Below are 21,303 nucleotides of genomic sequence, written 5' to 3'. Positions count from 1 at the left end.
AATAAATTTATAAATTTCAATCGTGAATTCGATACAAAAATTAGTATATTTAGTTTGATGAAAAAATTAGTGGTTTTAACAGGTGCAGGTATTTCTGCTGAAAGCGGGATAAAAACGTTTAGAGATGCAAATGGTTTATGGGAAGGACATAATGTTATGGAAGTGGCTTCACCCGAAGGATTTGCTGCAAATCCAGCAATGGTTTTAGATTTTTACAATCAACGTAGAAGACAATTATTAGAAGTTTTTACTAACAAAGCGCATTTAAATTTAGCAGCGTTAGAAAAAGATTTTGATGTTGAAATTATTACACAAAATGTGGATGATTTACACGAACGTGCAGGAAGTACAAAAATTACTCATTTACACGGAGAACTCTTAAAAGCAAGAAGTACTGTTGATAAGGATTTAGTTTTAGATTGGAAAAAGGATTTAATTTTAGGTGATGTTTGCCCAAAAGGAAATCAATTAAGACCTCATATTGTTTGGTTTGGAGAAATGGTGCCTATGTTAGAAAAAGCGATTGAAATTACCGCTAAAGCTCATATTTTGGTAATTATTGGAACTTCTATGCAAGTATATCCTGCTGCAAGTTTGGTGAATTATATACAACCAAAAACGCCTATTTATTTTATAGATCCAAAACCATCTGTTTCTAAAAATGATTTTAATAATTTAACGATTATTAAAGATATTGCCAGTTCTGGTACGGATAAACTGATTGAGTTATTAACTTAGTTTGTCAATTCCTGTGAAAACAGGAATCTATACTTTCTTTATATGGATTCCTTGCCTACGCAGGAATGACAGAAAGCAAGCAAACAAGTTTAGCCCTGATTGAAACGGCATCCTTTTTTCTAGTTCATAAACTAAGCGTCATTACGAGGAAGAATGACGAAGTAATCTGCTAAAAAATGAGATTGCCACATAAAGCAGAAAAAGCTTTATTCGGAATGACAGAAAGAAAAAAGATATAGTGGAAAGCAGGAAATAGCTACAAAAAAAGATAATTTAATTAACAGATTGCTTAGTTTCTCGCAATGACATTAACCAATTAACTGATTAAAATACTCAAAGATTTCTCCTTTAGAAATTGAGCTTCCTTTTTCTATCAAATCAAAAATCTCAGTATTTCTTTCTGAATTATAAGGTTTTGTGCCTTTAAAAATATCAACAGAATTATCCATAGGGTTTTTCATTAACCACTCAAAACCTTCTTGTTCTAAAATATTTATTTCTTTATTTATTTTAATAGCAATTCTATGAATTTCATTTTTATCGCACTTAAACAGGTTTGCAGAAGTTTTAGAAAAATGCTCTACATAATTTGTTTTTGTTAAAACATCGTCCCAAACTACATCAGAAAAAACATTCATTTCTTCTTCTGCAACAGTTGGTTTTTCTTTTTTAATTTGATTCCATTCTTTTACATCTATACTTTGCGTTGCTAAAAAACGAGCAAATTCTTGGTGTAAACTCTCAAATTGTTCTTTGGTTAATTGTCTGTATTTCATTTTAAGTTGGAAGTTGGAAGTATGAAGTTGGAAGTAAAAAAGCTCGTTATTTCTAACGAGCTTTTTATATTCTAAAAAGTAAATGACTATTCAGCTACTACATCAAAAGTAATATCTGCAACTACTTCTCTGTGCAATCTTACAGAAGCTTCGTATTTACCTAATCTTTTTACATTACCTCCAGTTACTTTGATAAATTTCTTATCTAATTCAGTTCCTGCTTTTGCTAATGCTGCTGCTAAATCTATATTGTTTACAGAACCAAATAATTTGTCTCCTGAACCAACTTTAGATGCAATTTTAATTTCATATCCTTTAATTGCTTCTGCTAATTTATTTGCATCTTCAATTAATTTAGCTTCTTTGTAAGCACGTTGTTTTAAATTCTCTGCTAAAACCTTTTTTGCAGATGAAGTAGCTAAAACTGCTTGTCCTGTAGGGATTAAAAAGTTTCTACCATATCCGTTTTTTACAGATACAATATCGTCTTTAAATCCTAAATTTTCTACGTCTTGTTTTAATATCAATTCCATTGTCTACCTCTTTATTATTTTAACATATCTCCCACGTAAGGCATTAACGCTAAATGACGCGCTCTTTTAATTGCTTGCGCAACTTTACGTTGGTATTTTAATGATGTTCCTGTTAGACGTCTTGGTAAAATTTTACCTTGCTCGTTTACTAAATACATTAAGAAGTCTGCATCTTTATAATCGATATATTTAAAACCTTTCTTTTTAAATCTACAGTATTTTGCTTCTTTTTTAGTGTCTATATCTAATGGCGTTAAATATCTAACGTCAGCAGATTTACCTCCTTTTGCTTGTTGTTCTATTGATGCCATCTCTTATTTTTTTGTAGATTTAACACGTTCTCTTCTTTTTTCAGCCCAAGCTGCAGCATGTTTGTCTAATCTAACAGAAAGGTAACGCATAACGCTATCATCTCTTCTAAATTCTAACTCAAATGCAGCAATTTCTTCTCCTGCAACTTTGTACTCTAATAAGTGATAAAACCCACTTTTTTTCTTTTGAATTGGGTATGCTAATTTTTTTAAGCCCCAATCTTCTTTAGAAATCATTTCGGCACCTTTAGAAACCAAATAGTCCTCAAACTTTTGTACTGTTTCCTTTATCTGAGTATCAGATAAAACGGGATTCAAAATGAAAACAGTTTCGTAATGATTCATAATTAAATATTTATAATTTATTTTTAAGGCTGCAAATATACATACTTTTTATAATTTAACGCATCTTTTTTGTATTTAAATGCTCATATTTGTATTGTATTAATTCTTTATATAAATATCTGATATGCAAGTACCTGAATTTCCTAATTTAATTCATTATGCAATTCCTTTTTTTGTAATAACCATTATCATAGAAGTTATTTTAACTGTAAAAGTTAAATTAGAAAATTATGAGTTTAAAGATGCAATTACATCCATTACAATGGGTTTAGGAAATGTTGCTATTGGTTTATTTACAAAAGGGATAATGCTGGCTGCTTTCTATTTTATCTATAAATTTAGGTTTTTTACTCTTTCTTTTGATTGGTGGGTTTGGGTTGTACTCTTGTTTGCTGAAGATGTAACTTATTATTGGAATCATAGAATTGCTCACGAAAGTAGATTGTTTTGGGCTAGTCATGTGGTACATCATTCATCGCAAAAATATAATTTAAGTACCGCTTTACGGCAAACTTGGTCTGGTAGTTTTTATACATTTATCTTTTGGATTCCGTTAGTTTTAATAGGTTTTCATCCGGTTATGATTTTGGTACAAATGTCTATCAGTTTAATTTATCAATATTGGATTCATACAGAATTAATTGATAAAATGCCCAAATGGTTTGAAACTATTTTTAACACACCAAGTCATCATAGAGTGCATCATGCAACAAACCCTCAATATTTAGACAGAAATCATGCTGGTATTTTTATTATCTGGGATAAAATATTTGGCACTTTTGAGCCAGAAGTTGAAAAACCTGTTTATGGTTTGGTTAAAAATATTGAAACCTACAATCCTATTAAAATTGCATTTATTGAGTGGTACAATATGTTTATAGATTTTTTTACATCAAAAACATCCATCATAAATAAATTAAAATATTTGATAAAACCACCAGGCTGGAAACACGATGGAACCAGTATTTTATCTTCGGATTTAAGAAAAGAATGGGAAGAAAAGAATAAAAAATAATTGCCACAAATTTACAAATCGAACTAAGTAATTCGTGAATTTGTGGCAATAATACTAATCTAAATCTAGGCGAATTCCCATAGAAATATTTCTAGTTTCTGTGTTCTTGAATAGCGGATTTAAATCGTACTTTACATAAAAACTTGCGTCTTTATATCCTAGATAGCTACTAATTCCATAATTGAAAGTGTTCATATTAAAATTATCGAATTGAATTTCTTCTACTGCTACATTATTGCTATCACTGTATTCTAAATATTGTCTTGTTCCTAGTTTAAAACCTACAAAACCTCCTACTCCAAAACGTACAGATCTATTTGTTCTGTCTCTAACAAAACCATCGTTATAAACTCTATTTCTAGAAAAATCCCATTCTATGTGTACAGGAAAATTCATTTGTACATGACGTAATCTACTTTCTGATAAATCGTCTTTAAAAACTTTAGTTTCTGTTACATCTCCATTTTTAATGTGGATTTTATTACCCTCTAAGCGTAAATTGTTCCATAAAAAAGAGGCTCCATATTTTAAATATAATTTAGACGGTTTTTTGCTAAAACGGGTTTTCCAGGTCCAACCCAATTCATAAAAATGAGATTGCCATAATTTGTATTCAGAATTATTTAAAGAGCTAAAATCATCATCTTTTAAAACATTATTTACACCTATTGCAAAAACAAACTGCGTTGTTGTACTTCTTTGTCTTTTATTTTTCTTTTTCCATCTATTTTTTCTTCTAGAATCTCTTTCTCTTTTATGATCATTATCAAAACTTAAGCGAAAAGTTTTGCTACCAATGGTAAAAGTATTTTCATCTACATCATCAGTGTTTTCTTTTACATCACTAGCACTTGCAATTTTTCCATTGGTTTTATCTTGTACTAATTTTTGCAATAAGATTTCTTGCTCACCAACTAATTTCTCAATTCTTCTTGCGTGATAAGAAGCTACTTCTTTTTTAAGAGCATCTGCTGTTGTTTTGGTAATTTCTCCTTTTTCTAAACGTTTATCAATAGCAATAACTTTCATTTTTAGAGAATCTTTTTGAATCTTTGTAATATGCTCTATTTTTTTCGATATTTTACTTACTTCTTTTTCGAATGTTTTTTGTTGAGATAAAGCAATAGTTGTACTAAACAACACTAGTATTAATAGTATTCTTTTCATTTTTTTATATTTTAAAATTGTGTTTTTATTAATCGTTTCTACTTGCAATGGCGGTTGCAATGTTAGCTATTTTGGTTTTTAATGATTTCATAAAGTTATTCTGAAAATCATCATCATCTATGGTGCGTTCTACTTCTGCTAAAATAGTATCAGGATTTATTTTAATATTCGATTTTTTGAGCTCACTTTTAATCGTTTTTAAAACAGCATCTCTATTTACATTGTATTTTGCATAATATTCTTTTACTTCTTTTGATGAGTGTGTTACCGCGAATAACAAATCATCACTATTAATTTTAATTCTACTATTTGGGTTTTGTTTAAAAATCTTTGTTTTTATCAGCTTCACTTTTGATGAATTGATCGTTTTATTTTTTGATTGAACATCATTTTTATCAACTTTGGCAATAATTATTTTGTTCTTAATTCTCTCTTTTTTTATAGGAGATTGCTTCACTTTGTTCGCAATGACATTCTTATTAACTTCTTGTTTCTTTCCTTTATTTTCTATATTCTTTTTTTCTACAATGGCTTCTTCAACAGGAACTTCATTAAACATTTTATCAATCTTATTTTTGATTAAAACGGAATCTATTGGTGTATCAACAATAATTTCTTTGGGTTTTAAAGTAGCTTCTTTATCAGAAAAAATCTGAACCCCTACAGTAACCAATAACAAAATACTTGCTGCAATTCCTATATAAAAAAACCAGCCTTTTTTCTTTTCTTGTGGTTGGTTGTCTAATTGATTAGACAAGCGTTCCCAGGCAGAATTTGATGGCTTAAAAGTTCTATTTTCAAACTTTTCTTTAATGTTTTTATCTATACTATTTGTTTCCATTTACGATTTTATTCATTTTGTAATAATTTTGTTGTAATAATTTGCGGGCTTTAAACAATTGCGATTTTGATGTACTTTCAGTAATGCCTAATTTTTGAGCAATTTCTGAGTGTTTATACCCTTCTATGGCGAATAAATTAAACACCATTTTATAACCTTCTGGCAAACTATCTATCAGTTTTTGAATGTCTTCTACAGATGTGTTTTCTAAACTTTCTGTGGCAGCATCATTAAAAACATACTCTTCATCAGTTAGATTTATCACATTTTTTTTACGGAGGTAAGAAATACACGTATTTACCATAATTCTACGAATCCAACCTTCAAAACTACCTTCGTGTTTAAACTTTTGTAAGTTGGTAAAAACCTTTAAAAATCCTTGTAGCATTAAATCTTCTGCGTGATGCAAATCTTTTACATATTGCCTGCAAACTCCCAACATTTTAGGCGAATGCAACTCAAACAATTGTTGCTGCGCTTCTCTATTGTTAGTTATCGCTTTTTTAATGAGCGATTTTTCTGGGTGTTGCAAGTTGATAATTTTCAAGCCTCTTAAATCTGTTTTTTCTGCCTTACAAATATATAGACTACCAAAGTTTTAAAAAGGTTGCTTGGATTTAATTTTTTTTCAAAAATTTTGAGTTATTAGTTTTTAGTTGGTGGTATTTATTGAAAAGAAAACGAATATGTTTTGCAGAAAACTATATTATAATCGAGAACCAAAAACCAACAACTCAAAACCAAAAACTAACAACTATTTTAATAAGCATCCACATCAATAATAAATCTTATGGGTCTAAAATCTTTTACAGCTTCAAACGTATTTCTAATTTTAGTAACCTGATTTTTTGTGTTTGCTAAACTTTGTTTTGGCGGAATTTTAATCACCAAATTCTTAATATACTGATTTCGAATTCTAGCAACTGCTGGCGCAGTTGGTCCTAAAACATTCTCACCAAAAGAAGTGTATAATGCTTTAAACAGCCAGTTAATTCCACTATCCACTTTATTAAAATCTCTGTGTTTTAAGGTGATTTTTATCAATCTATAATAAGGTGGATATTTATATTGCCAACGTTCTTGCAACTGTTCTTTGTACATTGCTGTATAATTTGTGGTAGAAACTTGTTGTAATATTTGATGATACGGATTGTAGGTTTGTATGGCAACATTCCCTTGTTTTTTGCTTCTTCCTGCTCTACCAGAAACTTGCACCATCATATTGTAAGCACGTTCGTGCGCTCTAAAATCTGGGAAATTTAACATTGTATCTGCATTTAAAATTCCTACTAAAGACACATTATCAAAATCTAAACCTTTAGAGAGCATTTGCGTTCCTACCAAAATATCTATTTCTCTGGCTTCAAAAGCGCCAATAATTTTTTGATAACCAAATTTACCACGAGTGGTATCTAAATCCATTCTTCCGATTTTAAAATCAGGAAATAACTCTTTTAATTCTAACTCAATTTGCTCTGTACCAAAACCTTTGGTGTCTAAAGTATTGCTACCACAAGCCGCACAACTATTTGGCATTGCACGCCCATAATTACAATAATGACAACGCAATTCGTTTCTATACTTATGATACGTTAATGTAATATCACAATTTGGACATTCAGGCGAAATTCCACACGTTTTACACTCTACCACAGGCGAATATCCACGTCTGTTTTGAAACAAAATAACTTGTTCTTTTTCGTCTAAAGCTACCTGAATTAGTTTGAGCATTCTATCAGAAAAATGACCTTTCATTTCTTTTTTTCTGTGTTTTTCTTTTATGTCAATCAATTCAATTTTAGGCAATTGTACATTTCCAAAACGCCTGTTGATTTCCACAAAACCGTATTTATTCTGTTGGGCATTAAAATAACTTTCTAGTGATGGAGTTGCAGAGCCCAATAAAATTTTTGCCTGATGCATTTTTGCCAAAACAATAGCTGCATCTCTGGCATTGTAACGTGGGTTTGGTTCAAATTGTTTGTATGAAGTTTCGTGTTCTTCATCAACCACAATTAAACCTAAATCAGAAAAAGGAAGAAAAATGGATGAACGTGCGCCTAAAATAATTTGTGCTTTGGTTTTATTTTCTAACACATTATTCCACACTTCTACTCTTTCGTTCATAGAATATTTGGAGTGAAAAACAGAAATCTGATTGCCAAAATAAAACTGTAAACGGGTTATTATTTGTGTTGTTAAAGCAATTTCTGGTAATAAAAACAATACTTGTTTGCCAGTATCTAAAACCTCTTGAATTAACTTTGTATAGACTTCTGTTTTACCAGAACTTGTAATTCCGTGTAAAAGTGCAACCTCTTTTTTTGTAAAAGTTTCTTTAATTTCTTTTAAGGCAACTTGCTGAAATTCATTTAGTTGTTTTAAATCATTGGTATTGCCTTTAAAATTAATTCTATCTGTTTGAATATGATAAAACTCAAAGATATTCTTATCAACTAAACTTTTTAAAACTGCTGATGAAACATTAGCTTGTTTTTCTAGGTCTTTTGCTTTTATCGGTTTTTTGGTAGTTGATAATTGAAAAAATCCTAAAACTGCTTCTCGCTGTTTTTTTGCTCTAGATAATTCGTTTAACAAACTTTCTAAAGAATCATCTGAAGAATAGTGCGAATTTAAGCGAACATATTTTACCAACTTTGGTTTGTACTGTTCATAAATATGTTCTTTTATATAAATAGCCGTTTTTTTTATCAACGCATTTACAGTGGGCATTACTTTTTTCTTTCCTAAAATATCTGCAACCTGATGAATGGTTAATTGTGATTGATGTTGTAAGGCTTCAAAAATGAGAAACTCATCATCTGCTAAAAGAGATTCATCAGAAAAAGCTTCATTTTTATAAACTATGGTTTCACTTTCTAATAAAAATGCGGATGGCAAAGAAGCTCTATACACATCACCTAAAGAACACATATAATAGTTTGTAATCCATTGCCAATGCTGCAATTGCAATTCATTTACAATGGGTTTATCATCTAAAATCTGATTGATTTCTTTGGCTTCATACAATGTTGGCGCAGTTGTATGAATATTAAAAACCAACCCTGTGTACATCTTGGTTTTACCAAAAGAAACTGCAACACGCATTCCTTTTTGCAAAAAATTTGCTTCTTCTTCTGTTACAGCGTAGGTAAACGTTTTTTGAAGTGGAATTGGTAATATGATGTCTATAAAGTGGATAAAATCAATTTTTGAATAAAATCAAAACTACATAAAAATCACTACATTGTCATCAGAAATTTATAAACAAATATGACATCAGAAAATTGGAAAAAAAAAGGCAGGTTTATAACTGTTTTTAATAGAAAACTTTTTGTTATTGATGAAGGTAATTCTAATGAAACACTTGTTATTCTTCACGGCTATCCAACTTCTTCTTATGATTATTACAAAGCTTTACCCAAACTTTCTAAAAAATTTAGAGTCGTAATTCACGATCATTTAGGTTTTGGTTTTTCTGATAAACCTTTAGATTATTCTTATTCTTTAATAGAGCAAGCAGATTTCGCTCTCCAACTTTGGAAACAATTTAAATTAACAAAAGTTACTTTATTAGCACACGATTATGGCACAAGTGTTTGTACAGAAATTTTAGCAAAATACAACAAACAACAAACTGATTTACAAATAAATAAACTTATTTTATGCAATGGCTCTATGCATATTGAATTGGCAAAATTGCGAACTATTCAGAAATTATTAAAGAACAAGATGACAGGAAAATATGTTGCAAAACTGACTAATTTTTTCATTTTTAAAAAAAATATGAGAAATACTTATTTTGATAAAACCAAAGTTTCTGATGATGAATTAAAAGAAATGTGGACAATGCTAGAACATAATGGAGGACGTAAAATAATTCACTTATTATCTAATTATATAAACGAGCGTTATTACTTTTGGTATAGATGGATTGGTGCTTTAAAAGAAACACAAATTCCTACAAAAATTATTTGGGCAAAAAACGACCCAATTGCTATATCAAAAATTGCAACATTACTTTCTGAAGAAATACCCAATAACCAACTAATTTGGATGGAAAACTGTGGGCATTTTTTAATGTTAGAAAAACCTGAAGAATGGGTTAAATTGGTTTTAGAAAACTAATCTTTAGAATTAGAATCTTCTTTACGAGGTTTTATTTTTCTAGAACCTTCATACAATTCATACTTTACAAACTTACAATCTAAATCAGCATTTTTAAGTGCAATTCTTTTAGAAGTTCTTAAACCAACAGATTTTAAAGCATCTGTATCTGAAGTAATTAACCACGCAGTAGAGCCTGGATAGTTATGTTTTAAAGTGTCTCCAATTTTTTTATAAAATTCGTTAGTATCAATATTTAATCGCTCGCCATAAGGTGGATTAAATAGAATGGTGGTGTTACCAAAGACTTCTTTTTTAGAGTTAAAAAAGTTTACGTGATGCACACCTACAAATTCATCTAAATTGGCATTTTCTATATTGGCTTTGGCTTTTTGTACAGCAGATGGCGCTTTGTCAAAACCCATAATTTTAAAATGAGAAGAACGGATTTTCTTTAACAACGCATCTTGAATGGTAAAATACAAATCTTCATCATAATCTTTCCAGTTTTCAAATGCAAATAATTTTCTGTTAATGTTGGCAGGAATATTATTGGCAATCATTGCAGCTTCAATTAAAATAGTACCAGAACCACACATTGGGTCTATAAAATTTTCATCGCCAGTATAACCAGATAATAAAACCATACCTGCAGCTAAAACTTCGTTTATGGGCGCAATGTTGGTGGCTGTTCTATAGCCTCTTTTATGCAAAGAATCTCCAGAAGAATCTAAAGAAATTGTTAACCAATCTTTCTGAATATGTATATGAATTTTTACATCTGGATATTTTAAATCTACATTAGGTCTTTTATGGTATTTATGACGAAAATAATCGGCAATAGCATCTTTAGATTTTAACGAAATATAATGTGAATTAGAAGTAAAATTCTTTGAATTTACTACTGCACTTATTGCAAAAGTACCTTCAGCATCTAAATATTTTTCCCATTTAATTTTCTGGATTGCTTCGTATAAATCTTCCTCATCATAAACTTTACACATTTTAATGGGTTTTAAAATTCTTACCGCCGTTCTTAACGCAATATTGGCTTTGTACATAAAACCCTTATCACCTCTAAAAGAAACACTTCTAACCCCTTCTTTTACATCTTGCGCTCCTAATTTCTTTAATTCTTCTGCTAAAACACTTTCTAAACCAAAAAGTGTGGTTGCCGTCATTTTAAAATCTCTGTTCATATTGCAAAGGTAGTTTTTAGTTGTTAGTTTTTAGTTGTTCGTTAAGAGTTTTTAATCAATAGTCTACAGTAGCAGCATTACGTGAGTAGTAATTCATTAGCTGCATGAAACTGAGACTGAATACTAAGACATTAAGCACAAAGATTAGTATTTGCAACATTTGGTTTTATCACACGTAAGTTTTAATTACTTTTACAGACTGAAATATTAATTTTTTATAAAATTAAATTTTAGATTCCCGTTTTTATGGGAATGACATTTTAACGGTTTCCTTTAGGCAAAACCTAAAGGAATTCTTTTTTAATAATGAATGAAAACAAAAGATTGGTTTACAGATTGGTTTAACACATCTTACTATCATATTTTATATAAAGATAGAAATGATACTGATGCACAGTTATTTATGAAAAATATAACTGATTTTTTAACATTACCAAAAACAACTCACATATTAGATTTACCTTGTGGTAAAGGACGTCATTCTGTATTTTTAAATTCTTTAGGCTATAAAGTTACTGGTGGAGATTTAGCTAAAAACAGTATTCTGGCTGCAAAAAAATTTGAAAATGATACTTTAAAATTTAAAGTGCATGATATGCGCAAACCCTTTAATAATAAGTATGATGCAGTTTTTAATTTATTTACCAGTTTTGGCTATTTTGAAGATGACAAAGAGGATATACAGGTTTTACAGAATATAAAAAATGGTTTAAATACAGATGGTGTTTTTGTTTTTGATTTTTTAAATGCTGAAAAAGTAAAACTGAATTTGGTAAAAAAAGAAATAAAAACTGTAGAAAATATTACCTTTAACATTAAAAGAGAAATTAAAAATGGTTTTATTTTAAAACATATTTCCTTTTTTGCTGATACAAAGCATCATTCTTATACAGAACAAGTAAAATATTTAGATTTAGAAAAAATGACCTCTTTTTTCAATAAAGTTGATTTTAAAATTATAAATGTTTTTGGAGATTACCATTTAAATAAATACAATTCAGAAACTTCTGACAGATTAATTTTAGTTGCAAAATGAGTTATTTACTATTAATAGCATCCGTTTTTATTGGTTCTTTATTGGTTTTTATCATCAAACCAAAGAAAAAAATTGTACGCTTGTTATTGGCTTTTTCAGGAGCTTACCTTCTATCTGTAACCATTTTACATTTATTGCCAGAAGTGTATCAAGAAACTACAGATTATAAAAAAATAGGAATCTTTATTTTAATCGGAATAATTGTTCAATCTGTTTTAGAATCTTTTTCTAAAGGTGCAGAACACGGACATATACATATTCATTCTGATGGAAAAGAATTCCCTACATTATTGTTTATCAGTTTGTGTTTGCATGCTTTTTCTGAAGGATTGCCCATTCATAATGCTGATGACAACTTATTATGGGCAATAGTAGTGCATAAAATACCTATTGCTATTGTGCTGACAACATTTTTAATTCACACTAAATATTCTAAAAAAATTGTATTCACTTTTTTAGTTGCTTTTGCCTTAATGAGTCCTTTAGGAGTTTTATTGGGTGATAAAATTTCGTTTTTTACTAAATATACAACAGAAATTACCGCATTTATAATTGGAGTTTTCTTACATATTTCTACCATAATTCTTTTTGAAAGTACTGAAAATCACAAATTTAACTTAAAAAAGTTTATAGCTATTCTCTTAGGAATACTACTTACAATTTTTACTCTTTAACTTTTTACTTATATTTAGTGATGTTAAAATACCTATTTATAGGTATATGAGTGTTTTAAATATTTTGAATATTTGGAGTATTATAAATTTATAACTAATAGTATTATGAAAAATGTAACCGAATTTAATCAAAAAAACTATTTTTTACTAAAAAGTGATTCAAGAACAACTGATAATAGAATTGAAAATGCTGATGAGATTTTTTTTGAAGGAAACCCAGATAATAATTTACTAAATAGTCACGGTATTCTATTTGCTCCAAGTATAAAATTATTTAAATTCATTCTCATTAAAAATAAATTTTACCTAGTAATTAACTTTAACTCATTCAAAGGGGTTAAAGTAAAAAAAATATCAAGTGGTGTAGGAGAAGGTATTTTTGGGGTTTCAGTAGAATTAGATTATACTAATATTGATTTTAGTACATTTTGCTTAACTGAATTAGTTATTGATATAAATCAATTAAAAGAATTACAAATATCTTTAGAAAATAAAATAAGATGTAATTATGTTGTTATAATTGAAAATCCTCTTTCAAAAGAAGGTCTTGAACAAAAAAATATTACTAAATTCGGAGGTTCAGAAGTTGTTTCTGGTTCTACAGATCCTATAAATGAATTTCCTCCTTTTGTACCAATTAAAAAATAAGATTTATGTTCATAAAACTACGCTTAGTTTTATTCTCCTTATTTTTTTATCAATTTTTATATTCTCAAGAGGAATTAAAATTCTCAACACTTAATGATTCAATAAAACAACTTATTAGAAAAAGAGATACAAATGGTGTTTTAAAAATTTTAAGTAAGATTTCTAAAAATGAATATACAATTAATGAAAAATATTTATTAATTGATAAAAATTATTTTTACTGCAATTATATAATGAAAAATTATGATAGTTGCAGTTTCTATTTAGGTAAAGTCAATTTATATTTTAACAAACTTAATTTAAAAAACAAAAATGATTATTATTTAAATAAGGCATATCTATATAGAGATACTAACTCTTTAGATTCCTCTGCATTTTATTACACTAAAGCTCTTGAGTTTTATGAATTAGATACTACAAAAAATTTCATAAAAAGGTTTTCAATTTATTCAGGCTTATCTTCTGTTTATAGGTTAACATCTAATAAAAAAAAACAATTATTTTATTTAGACAAAAATTTAATTGAAGCACTAAGAATAAACGATTCTTTTAGAATTGGTGCAGCACTAAATAATTTAGGCGTTTATTACGATACTCAAAAAAAACCTAAAAAAGCATTAAAGTTTTTTAAAAAAGCTTTAAAATATAAATTACGAAATAAAACAAAAAATATAATTTTACAGAATATTGGTTCTATTTATCTTAATCATTATAACAATATTGATTCTGCTTATTATTATAATAAAAAAGCAATAAACCAGTACACCAGTAAAAGAACCTTAGCATATATTCATAAAGATTTATCTATAATAGAAAGAAGGAAAAAGAATTATTTAAAGGAAAATAAAGAATTAGAAATAGCTTTAAAAAATATTAAACTTGATAAATTTCCAGAACTAGAATTAAAAATTTATAAAGATTTATCTGTAAACAATAAAAACCTTAACAATTTTAAAAAATCTCTTTTTTACCTAGAGAAATATGATTCTTTGAATAAAGTCATAAAAAACCAATCCCTTATTGAAAAAGTAGAAGATATTGAAACGAAATATCAAACTGAAAAAAAAGAAAAAGAAAACCTTCAATTAAAACAAGACAATCTAGAAATAGAACAAAAAAGAATACAAAATAGAAGTTTTTTAATTGGTACTCTTATATTTATTCTATTTGGTGGAACAATTGGAGTGTTATCACTCAAAAACTCAAAAAGAAAAAGAAAACTAGCAGAACAACAAAAAGAACTCGAAAAACAAAAAAACCTAACACTCATAAAAGAACAAGAAATTACTACTATTAATGCAATGGTAGAAGGACAAGAAAAAGAACGCAAACGCATTGCAGAAGATTTACACGACAATTTAGGTTCGGTTTTGGCAACTTTAAAATTGCATTTTGAAAATTTAAAAATCAACAGAGAAAAGAAAAAAATTGACCAAGAAACACTCTTCAACAAAACAGAAACCTTAATTGATGAGGCTTATTTAAAAGTTCGTAAAATAGCACACGCAAAAAATGCTGGTGTAATTGCAAATCAAGGCTTGTTAGTTGCTGTACAAATGATGGCTGAAAAAATATCATCCGCAGATAAAATAAAAATAGAAGTCATCGATTTTGGTTTAGACAAACGTTTAGAAAACAGCTTAGAAATTACGGTTTTTAGAATTATTCAAGAACTTACAACTAATATTATAAAACACGCAAATGCAAATAATGCGACAATCAATATTTCTTTGTACGATAAAAACCTGAATATTATTATAGAAGATAATGGTAAAGGTTTTAGTATTGATAAAATCAATTTAAAAAACGGAATGGGTATAAGTTCTATAAAAACTAGAGTTGAACATTTAAATGGTGTTTTTACTATAGATTCTACCATAAATAAAGGAAGTTCTGTTATTATAGATATCCCAATTTCTTAATCCTTATGTATAGGTATTTTTATACTTCATAAAAATTGTATTTTTATAAAAAAACAAACAATGATTACAATTGTAATGGCAGAAGATCATCAAATGTTAATAGATGGCGTTAAGTCTTTTTTTGAATATGATGAAAATATAAACATTATTGGTACTGCAAATAATGGCGAAGAATTGGTAAAATTAGCTTCTTTAAAGCAACCAAAATTAATTATTACCGATATTAGAATGCCAAAAATGGATGGTATTCAAGCCACAAAAATCATCAAGAAAAAACTGCCTCATATTTATGTTTTGGCTATGACAATGTTTGATCAACCAGATGCAATTAAACAAATGTTAGATGCTGGTGCCACTGGTTATATTTTAAAAAATTCGGGAATTAAAATGCTTTCTAAAGCTATTGTTACTGTTGCAAGTGGTAATACTTTTTTTGATCCAAATGTGGCTTTTAATTTTATGAATAATTATATTGATGACAATGTAACCATAGGTAAATCTGACAAAATAGTTTTATCTAATAGAGAAAAGGAAATTTTAAATTTAATATCTGAAGGAAAGACTTCAAAAGAAATTGCTGAAACTTTATTTATTGCTAAAACAACTGTAGATACGCATAGAAAAAATATGATTCGTAAATTAGATTTATCTACAGGAAATGAACTGGTAAAATATGCTATTGATAAAAAATATCAGTTTTAATTTGCCACTTCATTAATAAACTTAATACGCATTAAACGTAATTCATCTTCGTCATAATCACCATCAAATTCATCTAAAGCATCTTGAATGTTATCAGATTCTGCTTCCATAAAATAATCGTGAATTTCTTCTTGTTGATCTTCATCTAACAAATCTTCAATTGCATAATCTATATTCAATTTTGTTCCAGAAAAAATAATGGCTTCCATCTCTTTAATCAACTCACTCATTTGCAGACCTTTAGACTTAGCAATATCTTCTATTGGCAGCTTTTTATCGGTGTTCTGAATAACAAACAATTTTAATCCAGAGTTTGTTCCTGTGCTTTTAACTATTAAATCATCGGGTCTTAAAATATCATTTTCATCAACATATTCAGCAATCATTTTAATAAAATCTTTACCAAACTTTCTTGCTTTTCCTTCTCCAACGCCATGAACTGTTGCAAGTTCTTGTAGCGTTATTGGATATTTTAAAGCCATATCATCTAAAGAAGGATCTTGAAAAACTGCAAATGGTGGAACTCCTTGTCTAGTTGCTACTTTTTTACGCAAATCTTTTAATAATTTAACTAGTTTTTCATCAGCGGCAGCGCCAGAAGATTTAGTATTTGTGATGATAGAATTGTCATTTTCTTCATTATATTCATGATCTTCTGTCATCATAAATGAAGTAGGATTCTTTATATACTCCTCTCCTTCTTTGGTTAATTTTATAACTCCATATTGCTCTATTTCTTTTTTAATTAAATTAACAACTAAAATTTGCCTTATAAGCGCCATCCAATAAGAAGCCGATTTCTCTTTTCCTACTCCAAAAAAGGATTGTAAATGTGTTTTATGTGATGTTAAAAGTGCATTTTCTTTACCTACAATTGTATTAACAATTTCTTTAGCTTTGTACTTCTGTAATGTATCTTTTATCACTTTTAAAATAATAATAACATCCTCTTTTGCTTCGTGTTTTTTCTTGGGGTTTCTAGAATTATCATCCATATCTGCACCTTCTCCATTCACTTCATCAAACGCTTCTCCAAAATAATGCAGTAAGTATTTACGTCTGTTCATTGAAGTTTCTGCATAACCAACAACTTCTTGTAGTAAAGCGTGCCCAATTTCTTGTTCAGCCACAGGCTTACTAGCCATAAATTTTTCTAATTTCTCAATATCTTTGTACGCATAAAAAGCCAAGCAATAACCTTCTCCATCATCTCTACCAGCTCTACCGGTTTCTTGGTAATAACTTTCTAAACTTTTAGGAATATCATGATGAATTACATAACGTACATCTGGCTTGTCAATTCCCATACCAAAAGCAATGGTAGCCACAACAACATCGCAATCTTCCATTAAAAACATATCTTGATGTTTTACACGCGTTTTAGCGTCTAAACCTGCGTGATAGGGAACCGCTTTAATTCCGTTTACTTGTAAAATTTGAGCAATTTCTTCAACTTTTTTTCTACTTAAACAGTAGATAATTCCAGATTTGCCTGTTCTTTGCTTTACAAAACGGATAATATCTTTTTCTACTTCTTTTGTTTTTGGTCTTACTTCATAAAATAAATTGGGTCTATTAAAAGACGCTTTAAATCTATTTGCATCAGTAATACCAAGAGTTTTAAGAATATCTTCTTGTACTTTTTCTGTTGCTGTTGCTGTTAAACAAATTACTGGCACATTATCAATTGCTTTAATAATGTGTTTTAAATTTCTATACTCTGGTCTAAAATCATGACCCCACTCAGAAATACAATGTGCTTCATCTATGGCAACAAATGAAATTTTTTGAGTTCTTAAAAAAGTAACATATTCTTCTTTTATTAAAGATTCTGGTGCCACATAAAGCAATTTTGTGATACCATTTGCAATATCTTCTTTAACTTGGTTTACCTCAGTTTTATTTAAAGATGAATTTAATACATGCGCAACTCCATTATTTTCTGAAATACCTCTTATGGCATCCACTTGATTTTTCATTAAAGCAATAAGTGGAGAAACTACAATGGCAGTTCCTTCTTTCATTAAAGCTGGTAATTGGTAACAGAGAGATTTTCCTCCCCCAGTTGGCATTATTACAAAAGTGTTCTTATTTTCAGCAATACTTTTAATTACTTGCTCTTGTAATCCTTTAAACTTTGTAAATCCAAAGAATTTTTTAAGAGGACTGTATAAATCCATTTATATATAAATATTTGTTTAACTTTAAAAACAACTCACAAACCTTCTATTATATTTGCTCTAACTATTTTTTGTAGTAAATTTGCTTGTTTTCTTAATCTAAAGATATAACTTTTTTTTATTCTGATAAAATACCAAACTATTGAAAAATTCAAGCACAATTTTAAATACTGCCAAAGAAACTATTTTAACAGAAAGTAATGCTATTGCTAATTTAGCAAATTTAATTGATGTTAACTTTGAAGAAGCTGTAAAATATATTTTAAATTCTAAAGGAAGAGTAATTGTTACTGGTATAGGTAAAAGCGCAAACATTGGCACAAAAATAGTTGCTACTTTTAATTCTACAGGTACTCCTGCAATTTTTATGCATGCTGCAGATGCCATTCATGGAGATTTAGGAAATGTACAAACAGATGATGTTGTTATTTGTATTTCTAAAAGCGGGAATACTCCAGAAATTAAAGTTTTAGTTCCGTTAATTAAAAATTACGGAAACAAAATTGTAGCAATCACAGGAAATATAAACTCCTATTTAGGCGAAAATGCAGATTTTACGTTAAATACTTTTGTAGCACAAGAAGCTTGCCCTAATAATTTAGCACCAACTACAAGTACAACAGCGCAATTAGTTATGGGTGATGCTTTAGCGGTTTGTTTATTAGAATTAAAAGGTTTTACAAGTAAAGATTTTGCAAAATATCATCCAGGTGGAGCTTTAGGTAAAAGATTATATTTAAGAGTTTCAGACTTAATTAAAAACAATCAGTTACCAAAAGTAAATGAAAATGATAGTATTGCTAAAGTAATTGTAGAAATTTCTGAAAAAAGATTGGGAGTAACTGCGGTTATGAATACTAATAAATTAATTGGTATTATTACTGATGGAGATATAAGAAGAATGTTAGCAAAAACCACAGAAATATCTAAATTTACAGCAAAAGATATTATGGGCTCTAACCCAAAAACTATTTCTAATGATGCTATGGCTATTGATGCTTTAAATACAATAGAAAACAATAATATAACACAAATTTTAGTGGTAGATAATAATAACAATTATGTGGGTGTTGTTCATTTACACGACTTAATTAAAGAAGGAATTTTCTAATGGCAGAAAAACAAAAAGAAATGTCTTTTTTAGGACATTTAGAAGAATTAAGATGGCATTTAGTAAGAAGTGCAGCAGCAATTTTTATTTTGGCAATAGGCTTTTTTGTGTTTGCAGAACAAGTGTATGATAACTTTTTATTAGCTCATATTAAACCAGATTTTATAACCTATCAATTATTTTGCGATTTTTTTAATCTTTTTGGTTTAGATAGCGATTTTTGCAACGTAACTTTTGCCGATAAAAAACTACAAAGTATTAAAGTTACATCGCAATTAATGAACTCAATTTGGTCTTCATTAATATTAGGAATTATTTGTTCTTTTCCTTATTTGCTTTGGGAAATTTGGCGATTTGTTGCTCCAGGATTAACAGACAAAGAAGTAAAAAAATCTAGAGGATTTATCTTTACTGCTTCGCTTTTGTTTTTTATAGGTTTATTTTTTAGTTTTTATGTAATTGCACCAATCTCTGTTCATTTCTTATACAATTATCAAATTTCTAAAAGTATTGTAAATAGCTTTACGCTACAATCTCATATAGGCTTAATTACCAATATGTTATTAGGTGTTTCTATATTATTTGAATTACCTGTATTAATTTATTTTTTAACTAAAATTGGTTTAATTACGCCAGAATTTTTAAAAAAATACAGAAAACACGCTTTAGTGGTGGTTTTAATTTTAGCTGCTATTATAACGCCTCCAGACATTGCTAGTCAAGTAATTGTAGCAATTCCTATTCTTATTTTATATGAAATAGGAATTAAAGTTTCGAAAAGAGTGATTAAAAAACAACAAAAAAATGCACAAAAAAGTCCAAGAGTTTAATGACTATCGTCAGAAAATGAACGATAAAATTCTAGCTTCTGATAATAAAGTAATCAAAAGAATTTTTAATTTAGATACAAACGCTTTTAAAGAAGGTCATTTGCCTGTTAAAACCAAAGAACTATTAGGTTTAGTAGCATCAGCAGTTTTACGCTGTGATGATTGTGTACAATATCATTTAGAATCTGCTAAAAAAAGTGGTGTAACTACAGAAGAAATGATGGAAACAATGTCTATTGCTACTTTAATTGGCGGCACTATTGTAATTCCGCATTTAAGAAAAGCTGTAGAATATTGGGAAGCTTTAGAAGAAAACGTTTAATTGTTTAAGAAGGCTTTAAGAATCGTAAAAAAGTTATTTATTACATTTACTCATTTAAACAATCCCACAGTTACACATCAACAAAAAATATGATTTTAAGAGCAGAAAATATTGAAAAAATCTACGGAAGTAGAAAAGTAGTTACTGGAATTTCTTTAGAGGTTCAACAAGGAGAAATTATTGGACTTTTAGGGCCAAATGGAGCTGGAAAAACTACTTCTTTCTATATGATTGTTGGAATGATAAAACCAAATGGAGGTAAAATTTTCTTAAATGATGAAGAAATTACTGAAGATGCAATGTACAAACGTGCTCAAAAAGGAATTGGTTATTTAGCACAAGAAGCATCTGTTTTTAGAAAATTATCTGTAGAAGATAATATAATGTCGGTTTTACAATTTACAAATCTATCAAAAAAAGAACAAAAACATAAGTTAGAGTCTTTAATTGAAGAATTTAATATTGGGCACGTTCGTAAAAATAGAGGCGATTTATTGTCTGGTGGTGAAAGGCGTAGAACAGAAATTGCACGTTGTTTGGCTTCTGATCCAAAATTTATTTTGTTAGATGAACCTTTTGCAGGTGTAGACCCTATTGCTGTTGAAGATATACAAAGTATTGTGGCGCATTTAAAACACAGAAATATTGGTATTTTAATTACAGACCATGATGTACAAGCAACTTTAGCAATTACCGATAAAACGTATTTAATGTATCAAGGAAGTATTCTAAAAAGTGGAACTCCAGAAGAATTAGCAGCTGATGAAATGGTGCGTAAAGTATATCTTGGTAAAGATTTTGAATTGAAGAAAAAGAAAATTTTTCAATAAAAATAGACTTCTATAA

Annotated in this window: 22 protein-coding genes; 12 read left to right on the top strand and 10 right to left on the bottom strand. The window is 28.6% G+C overall.

The genetic code is table 11. From position 1 onward, the window contains the following. Positions 1-57: 57 nt before the first annotated feature. Positions 58-738 carry an SIR2 family NAD-dependent protein deacylase gene (locus ACY2RX_RS00695; protein WP_490102030.1) on the top strand — a complete coding sequence of 227 codons (681 nt, stop codon included), beginning with the start codon at positions 58-60 and terminating at the stop codon, positions 736-738. Positions 739-1,046: 308 nt separating this feature from the next. Here the strand turns inward: ACY2RX_RS00695 and ACY2RX_RS00690 are convergent, their stop codons facing one another. The 4 genes from ACY2RX_RS00690 to rpsF all read right to left on the bottom strand — a co-directional run bounded on the left by ACY2RX_RS00690 (position 1,047) and on the right by rpsF (position 2,703). Further along, positions 1,047-1,514 carry a DUF6495 family protein gene (locus ACY2RX_RS00690; protein ID WP_490102029.1) on the bottom strand — a complete coding sequence of 156 codons (468 nt, stop codon included), beginning with the start codon at positions 1,512-1,514 and terminating at the stop codon, positions 1,047-1,049. 86 nt (positions 1,515-1,600) lie between these two features. After that, complete coding sequence (gene rplI / locus ACY2RX_RS00685) at positions 1,601-2,047, bottom strand: 50S ribosomal protein L9 (RefSeq protein ID WP_490102028.1); 447 nt, start codon at positions 2,045-2,047, stop codon at positions 1,601-1,603. 14 nt (positions 2,048-2,061) lie between these two features. After that, the gene (rpsR, locus tag ACY2RX_RS00680) at positions 2,062-2,358 is read right to left on the bottom strand and encodes a 30S ribosomal protein S18 (RefSeq protein ID WP_109405686.1); all 297 of its coding nucleotides are present in this window, start codon (positions 2,356-2,358) and stop codon (positions 2,062-2,064) included. Between the two features lie 3 nt (positions 2,359-2,361). After that, positions 2,362-2,703, bottom strand: a complete 342-nt coding sequence (rpsF, locus tag ACY2RX_RS00675) for a 30S ribosomal protein S6 (protein WP_490102027.1) — start codon at positions 2,701-2,703, stop codon at positions 2,362-2,364. A gap of 124 nt (positions 2,704-2,827) precedes the next feature. Here rpsF and ACY2RX_RS00670 point away from each other — a divergent pair, with 124 nt between their 5' ends. Beyond that, complete coding sequence (locus tag ACY2RX_RS00670; protein WP_490102026.1) at positions 2,828-3,718, top strand: sterol desaturase family protein; 891 nt, start codon at positions 2,828-2,830, stop codon at positions 3,716-3,718. A gap of 54 nt (positions 3,719-3,772) precedes the next feature. Here ACY2RX_RS00670 and ACY2RX_RS00665 read toward each other — a convergent pair whose 3' ends face one another. The 4 genes from ACY2RX_RS00665 to priA form a co-directional block, all read right to left on the bottom strand. Next, positions 3,773-4,885, bottom strand: a complete 1,113-nt coding sequence (locus ACY2RX_RS00665; RefSeq protein WP_490102025.1) for a hypothetical protein — start codon at positions 4,883-4,885, stop codon at positions 3,773-3,775. Positions 4,886-4,913: 28 nt separating this feature from the next. Continuing rightward, positions 4,914-5,726 (bottom strand): hypothetical protein, encoded by an 813-nt coding sequence (locus ACY2RX_RS00660; RefSeq protein ID WP_490102024.1) that lies wholly within the window; start codon positions 5,724-5,726, stop codon positions 4,914-4,916. Continuing rightward, positions 5,713-6,273: an RNA polymerase sigma factor gene (locus tag ACY2RX_RS00655; protein ID WP_490102023.1), complete on the bottom strand. Its 561-nt coding sequence runs from the start codon at positions 6,271-6,273 to the stop codon at positions 5,713-5,715. Before ACY2RX_RS00655 ends, ACY2RX_RS00660 begins: the two co-directional genes overlap by 14 nt. Positions 6,274-6,485: 212 nt before the next feature. Next, positions 6,486-8,927, bottom strand: a complete 2,442-nt coding sequence (priA, locus tag ACY2RX_RS00650; RefSeq protein ID WP_490102516.1) for a replication restart helicase PriA — start codon at positions 8,925-8,927, stop codon at positions 6,486-6,488. Positions 8,928-8,999: 72 nt separating this feature from the next. Here priA and ACY2RX_RS00645 point away from each other — a divergent pair, with 72 nt between their 5' ends. Next, on the top strand, positions 9,000-9,854 hold the full coding sequence (locus ACY2RX_RS00645) for an alpha/beta fold hydrolase (RefSeq protein WP_490102022.1): 855 nt from the start codon (positions 9,000-9,002) through the stop codon (positions 9,852-9,854). Here the strand turns inward: ACY2RX_RS00645 and ACY2RX_RS00640 are convergent. Next, positions 9,851-11,032 carry a THUMP domain-containing class I SAM-dependent RNA methyltransferase gene (locus ACY2RX_RS00640; RefSeq protein ID WP_490102021.1) on the bottom strand — a complete coding sequence of 394 codons (1,182 nt, stop codon included), beginning with the start codon at positions 11,030-11,032 and terminating at the stop codon, positions 9,851-9,853. The two genes, ACY2RX_RS00645 and ACY2RX_RS00640, sit on opposite strands and share 4 nt — an antisense overlap. Before the next feature lie 310 nt (positions 11,033-11,342). On the opposite strand from ACY2RX_RS00640, the gene ACY2RX_RS00635 reads away from it, so the two are divergent. From ACY2RX_RS00635 to ACY2RX_RS00615, 5 genes are all read left to right on the top strand, one after another. Then, complete coding sequence (locus ACY2RX_RS00635; RefSeq protein WP_490102020.1) at positions 11,343-12,068, top strand: class I SAM-dependent DNA methyltransferase; 726 nt, start codon at positions 11,343-11,345, stop codon at positions 12,066-12,068. After that, complete coding sequence (locus ACY2RX_RS00630; protein ID WP_490102019.1) at positions 12,065-12,742, top strand: ZIP family metal transporter; 678 nt, start codon at positions 12,065-12,067, stop codon at positions 12,740-12,742. The genes ACY2RX_RS00635 and ACY2RX_RS00630 overlap by 4 nt, the downstream gene beginning before the upstream one ends. 105 nt (positions 12,743-12,847) lie before the next feature. Next, on the top strand, positions 12,848-13,390 hold the full coding sequence (locus ACY2RX_RS00625) for a hypothetical protein (RefSeq protein ID WP_490102018.1): 543 nt from the start codon (positions 12,848-12,850) through the stop codon (positions 13,388-13,390). A gap of 5 nt (positions 13,391-13,395) precedes the next feature. Then, on the top strand, positions 13,396-15,312 hold the full coding sequence (locus tag ACY2RX_RS00620) for a sensor histidine kinase (RefSeq protein ID WP_490102017.1): 1,917 nt from the start codon (positions 13,396-13,398) through the stop codon (positions 15,310-15,312). Positions 15,313-15,372: 60 nt separating this feature from the next. After that, positions 15,373-16,014: a response regulator gene (locus ACY2RX_RS00615; RefSeq protein WP_490102016.1), complete on the top strand. Its 642-nt coding sequence runs from the start codon at positions 15,373-15,375 to the stop codon at positions 16,012-16,014. Here ACY2RX_RS00615 and ACY2RX_RS00610 read toward each other — a convergent pair. After that, positions 16,011-18,194, bottom strand: a complete 2,184-nt coding sequence (locus ACY2RX_RS00610) for a RecQ family ATP-dependent DNA helicase (RefSeq protein ID WP_490102015.1) — start codon at positions 18,192-18,194, stop codon at positions 16,011-16,013. The two genes, ACY2RX_RS00615 and ACY2RX_RS00610, sit on opposite strands and share 4 nt — an antisense overlap. A gap of 142 nt (positions 18,195-18,336) precedes the next feature. Here ACY2RX_RS00610 and ACY2RX_RS00605 point away from each other — a divergent pair, with 142 nt between their 5' ends. The 4 genes from ACY2RX_RS00605 to lptB all read left to right on the top strand — a co-directional run bounded on the left by ACY2RX_RS00605 (position 18,337) and on the right by lptB (position 21,287). Next, positions 18,337-19,305: a KpsF/GutQ family sugar-phosphate isomerase gene (locus tag ACY2RX_RS00605; RefSeq protein WP_490102014.1), complete on the top strand. Its 969-nt coding sequence runs from the start codon at positions 18,337-18,339 to the stop codon at positions 19,303-19,305. After that, positions 19,305-20,135, top strand: a complete 831-nt coding sequence (tatC, locus tag ACY2RX_RS00600; protein WP_490102013.1) for a twin-arginine translocase subunit TatC — start codon at positions 19,305-19,307, stop codon at positions 20,133-20,135. Before ACY2RX_RS00605 ends, tatC begins: the two co-directional genes overlap by 1 nt. Continuing rightward, positions 20,110-20,457 (top strand): carboxymuconolactone decarboxylase family protein, encoded by a 348-nt coding sequence (locus ACY2RX_RS00595; protein WP_490102012.1) that lies wholly within the window; start codon positions 20,110-20,112, stop codon positions 20,455-20,457. The genes tatC and ACY2RX_RS00595 overlap by 26 nt, the downstream gene beginning before the upstream one ends. A gap of 89 nt (positions 20,458-20,546) precedes the next feature. Continuing rightward, on the top strand, positions 20,547-21,287 hold the full coding sequence (lptB, locus tag ACY2RX_RS00590) for an LPS export ABC transporter ATP-binding protein (RefSeq protein WP_490102011.1): 741 nt from the start codon (positions 20,547-20,549) through the stop codon (positions 21,285-21,287). Positions 21,288-21,303 lie beyond the last annotated feature (16 nt).

It is taken from the genome of Polaribacter sp. 2405UD43-2 (genome assembly GCF_058147125.1).
Note: the sequence above shows the minus strand (reverse complement) of the source record. Positions and strands in the feature narration are given on the sequence as shown.

Bases quoted from the DNA above. Each gene is read 5' to 3' on its own strand.
- ACY2RX_RS00640 (WP_490102021.1), bottom strand. From the start codon at position 11,032: ATGAACAGAGATTTTAAAATGACGGCAACCACACTTTTTGGTTTAGAA.
- ACY2RX_RS00635 (WP_490102020.1), top strand. From the start codon at position 11,343: ATGAAAACAAAAGATTGGTTTACAGATTGGTTTAACACATCTTACTAT.
- ACY2RX_RS00660 (WP_490102024.1), bottom strand. From the start codon at position 5,726: ATGGAAACAAATAGTATAGATAAAAACATTAAAGAAAAGTTTGAAAAT.
- rplI (WP_490102028.1), bottom strand. From the start codon at position 2,047: ATGGAATTGATATTAAAACAAGACGTAGAAAATTTAGGATTTAAAGAC.
- ACY2RX_RS00620 (WP_490102017.1), top strand. From the start codon at position 13,396: ATGTTCATAAAACTACGCTTAGTTTTATTCTCCTTATTTTTTTATCAA.
- ACY2RX_RS00645 (WP_490102022.1), top strand. From the start codon at position 9,000: ATGACATCAGAAAATTGGAAAAAAAAAGGCAGGTTTATAACTGTTTTT.
- ACY2RX_RS00595 (WP_490102012.1), top strand. From the start codon at position 20,110: ATGCACAAAAAAGTCCAAGAGTTTAATGACTATCGTCAGAAAATGAAC.
- tatC (WP_490102013.1), top strand. From the start codon at position 19,305: ATGGCAGAAAAACAAAAAGAAATGTCTTTTTTAGGACATTTAGAAGAA.
- ACY2RX_RS00630 (WP_490102019.1), top strand. From the start codon at position 12,065: ATGAGTTATTTACTATTAATAGCATCCGTTTTTATTGGTTCTTTATTG.
- ACY2RX_RS00695 (WP_490102030.1), top strand. From the start codon at position 58: ATGAAAAAATTAGTGGTTTTAACAGGTGCAGGTATTTCTGCTGAAAGC.
- rpsR (WP_109405686.1), bottom strand. From the start codon at position 2,358: ATGGCATCAATAGAACAACAAGCAAAAGGAGGTAAATCTGCTGACGTT.
- ACY2RX_RS00610 (WP_490102015.1), bottom strand. From the start codon at position 18,194: ATGGATTTATACAGTCCTCTTAAAAAATTCTTTGGATTTACAAAGTTT.
- ACY2RX_RS00690 (WP_490102029.1), bottom strand. From the start codon at position 1,514: ATGAAATACAGACAATTAACCAAAGAACAATTTGAGAGTTTACACCAA.
- ACY2RX_RS00615 (WP_490102016.1), top strand. From the start codon at position 15,373: ATGATTACAATTGTAATGGCAGAAGATCATCAAATGTTAATAGATGGC.
- ACY2RX_RS00665 (WP_490102025.1), bottom strand. From the start codon at position 4,885: ATGAAAAGAATACTATTAATACTAGTGTTGTTTAGTACAACTATTGCT.
- ACY2RX_RS00625 (WP_490102018.1), top strand. From the start codon at position 12,848: ATGAAAAATGTAACCGAATTTAATCAAAAAAACTATTTTTTACTAAAA.
- lptB (WP_490102011.1), top strand. From the start codon at position 20,547: ATGATTTTAAGAGCAGAAAATATTGAAAAAATCTACGGAAGTAGAAAA.
- ACY2RX_RS00670 (WP_490102026.1), top strand. From the start codon at position 2,828: ATGCAAGTACCTGAATTTCCTAATTTAATTCATTATGCAATTCCTTTT.
- rpsF (WP_490102027.1), bottom strand. From the start codon at position 2,703: ATGAATCATTACGAAACTGTTTTCATTTTGAATCCCGTTTTATCTGAT.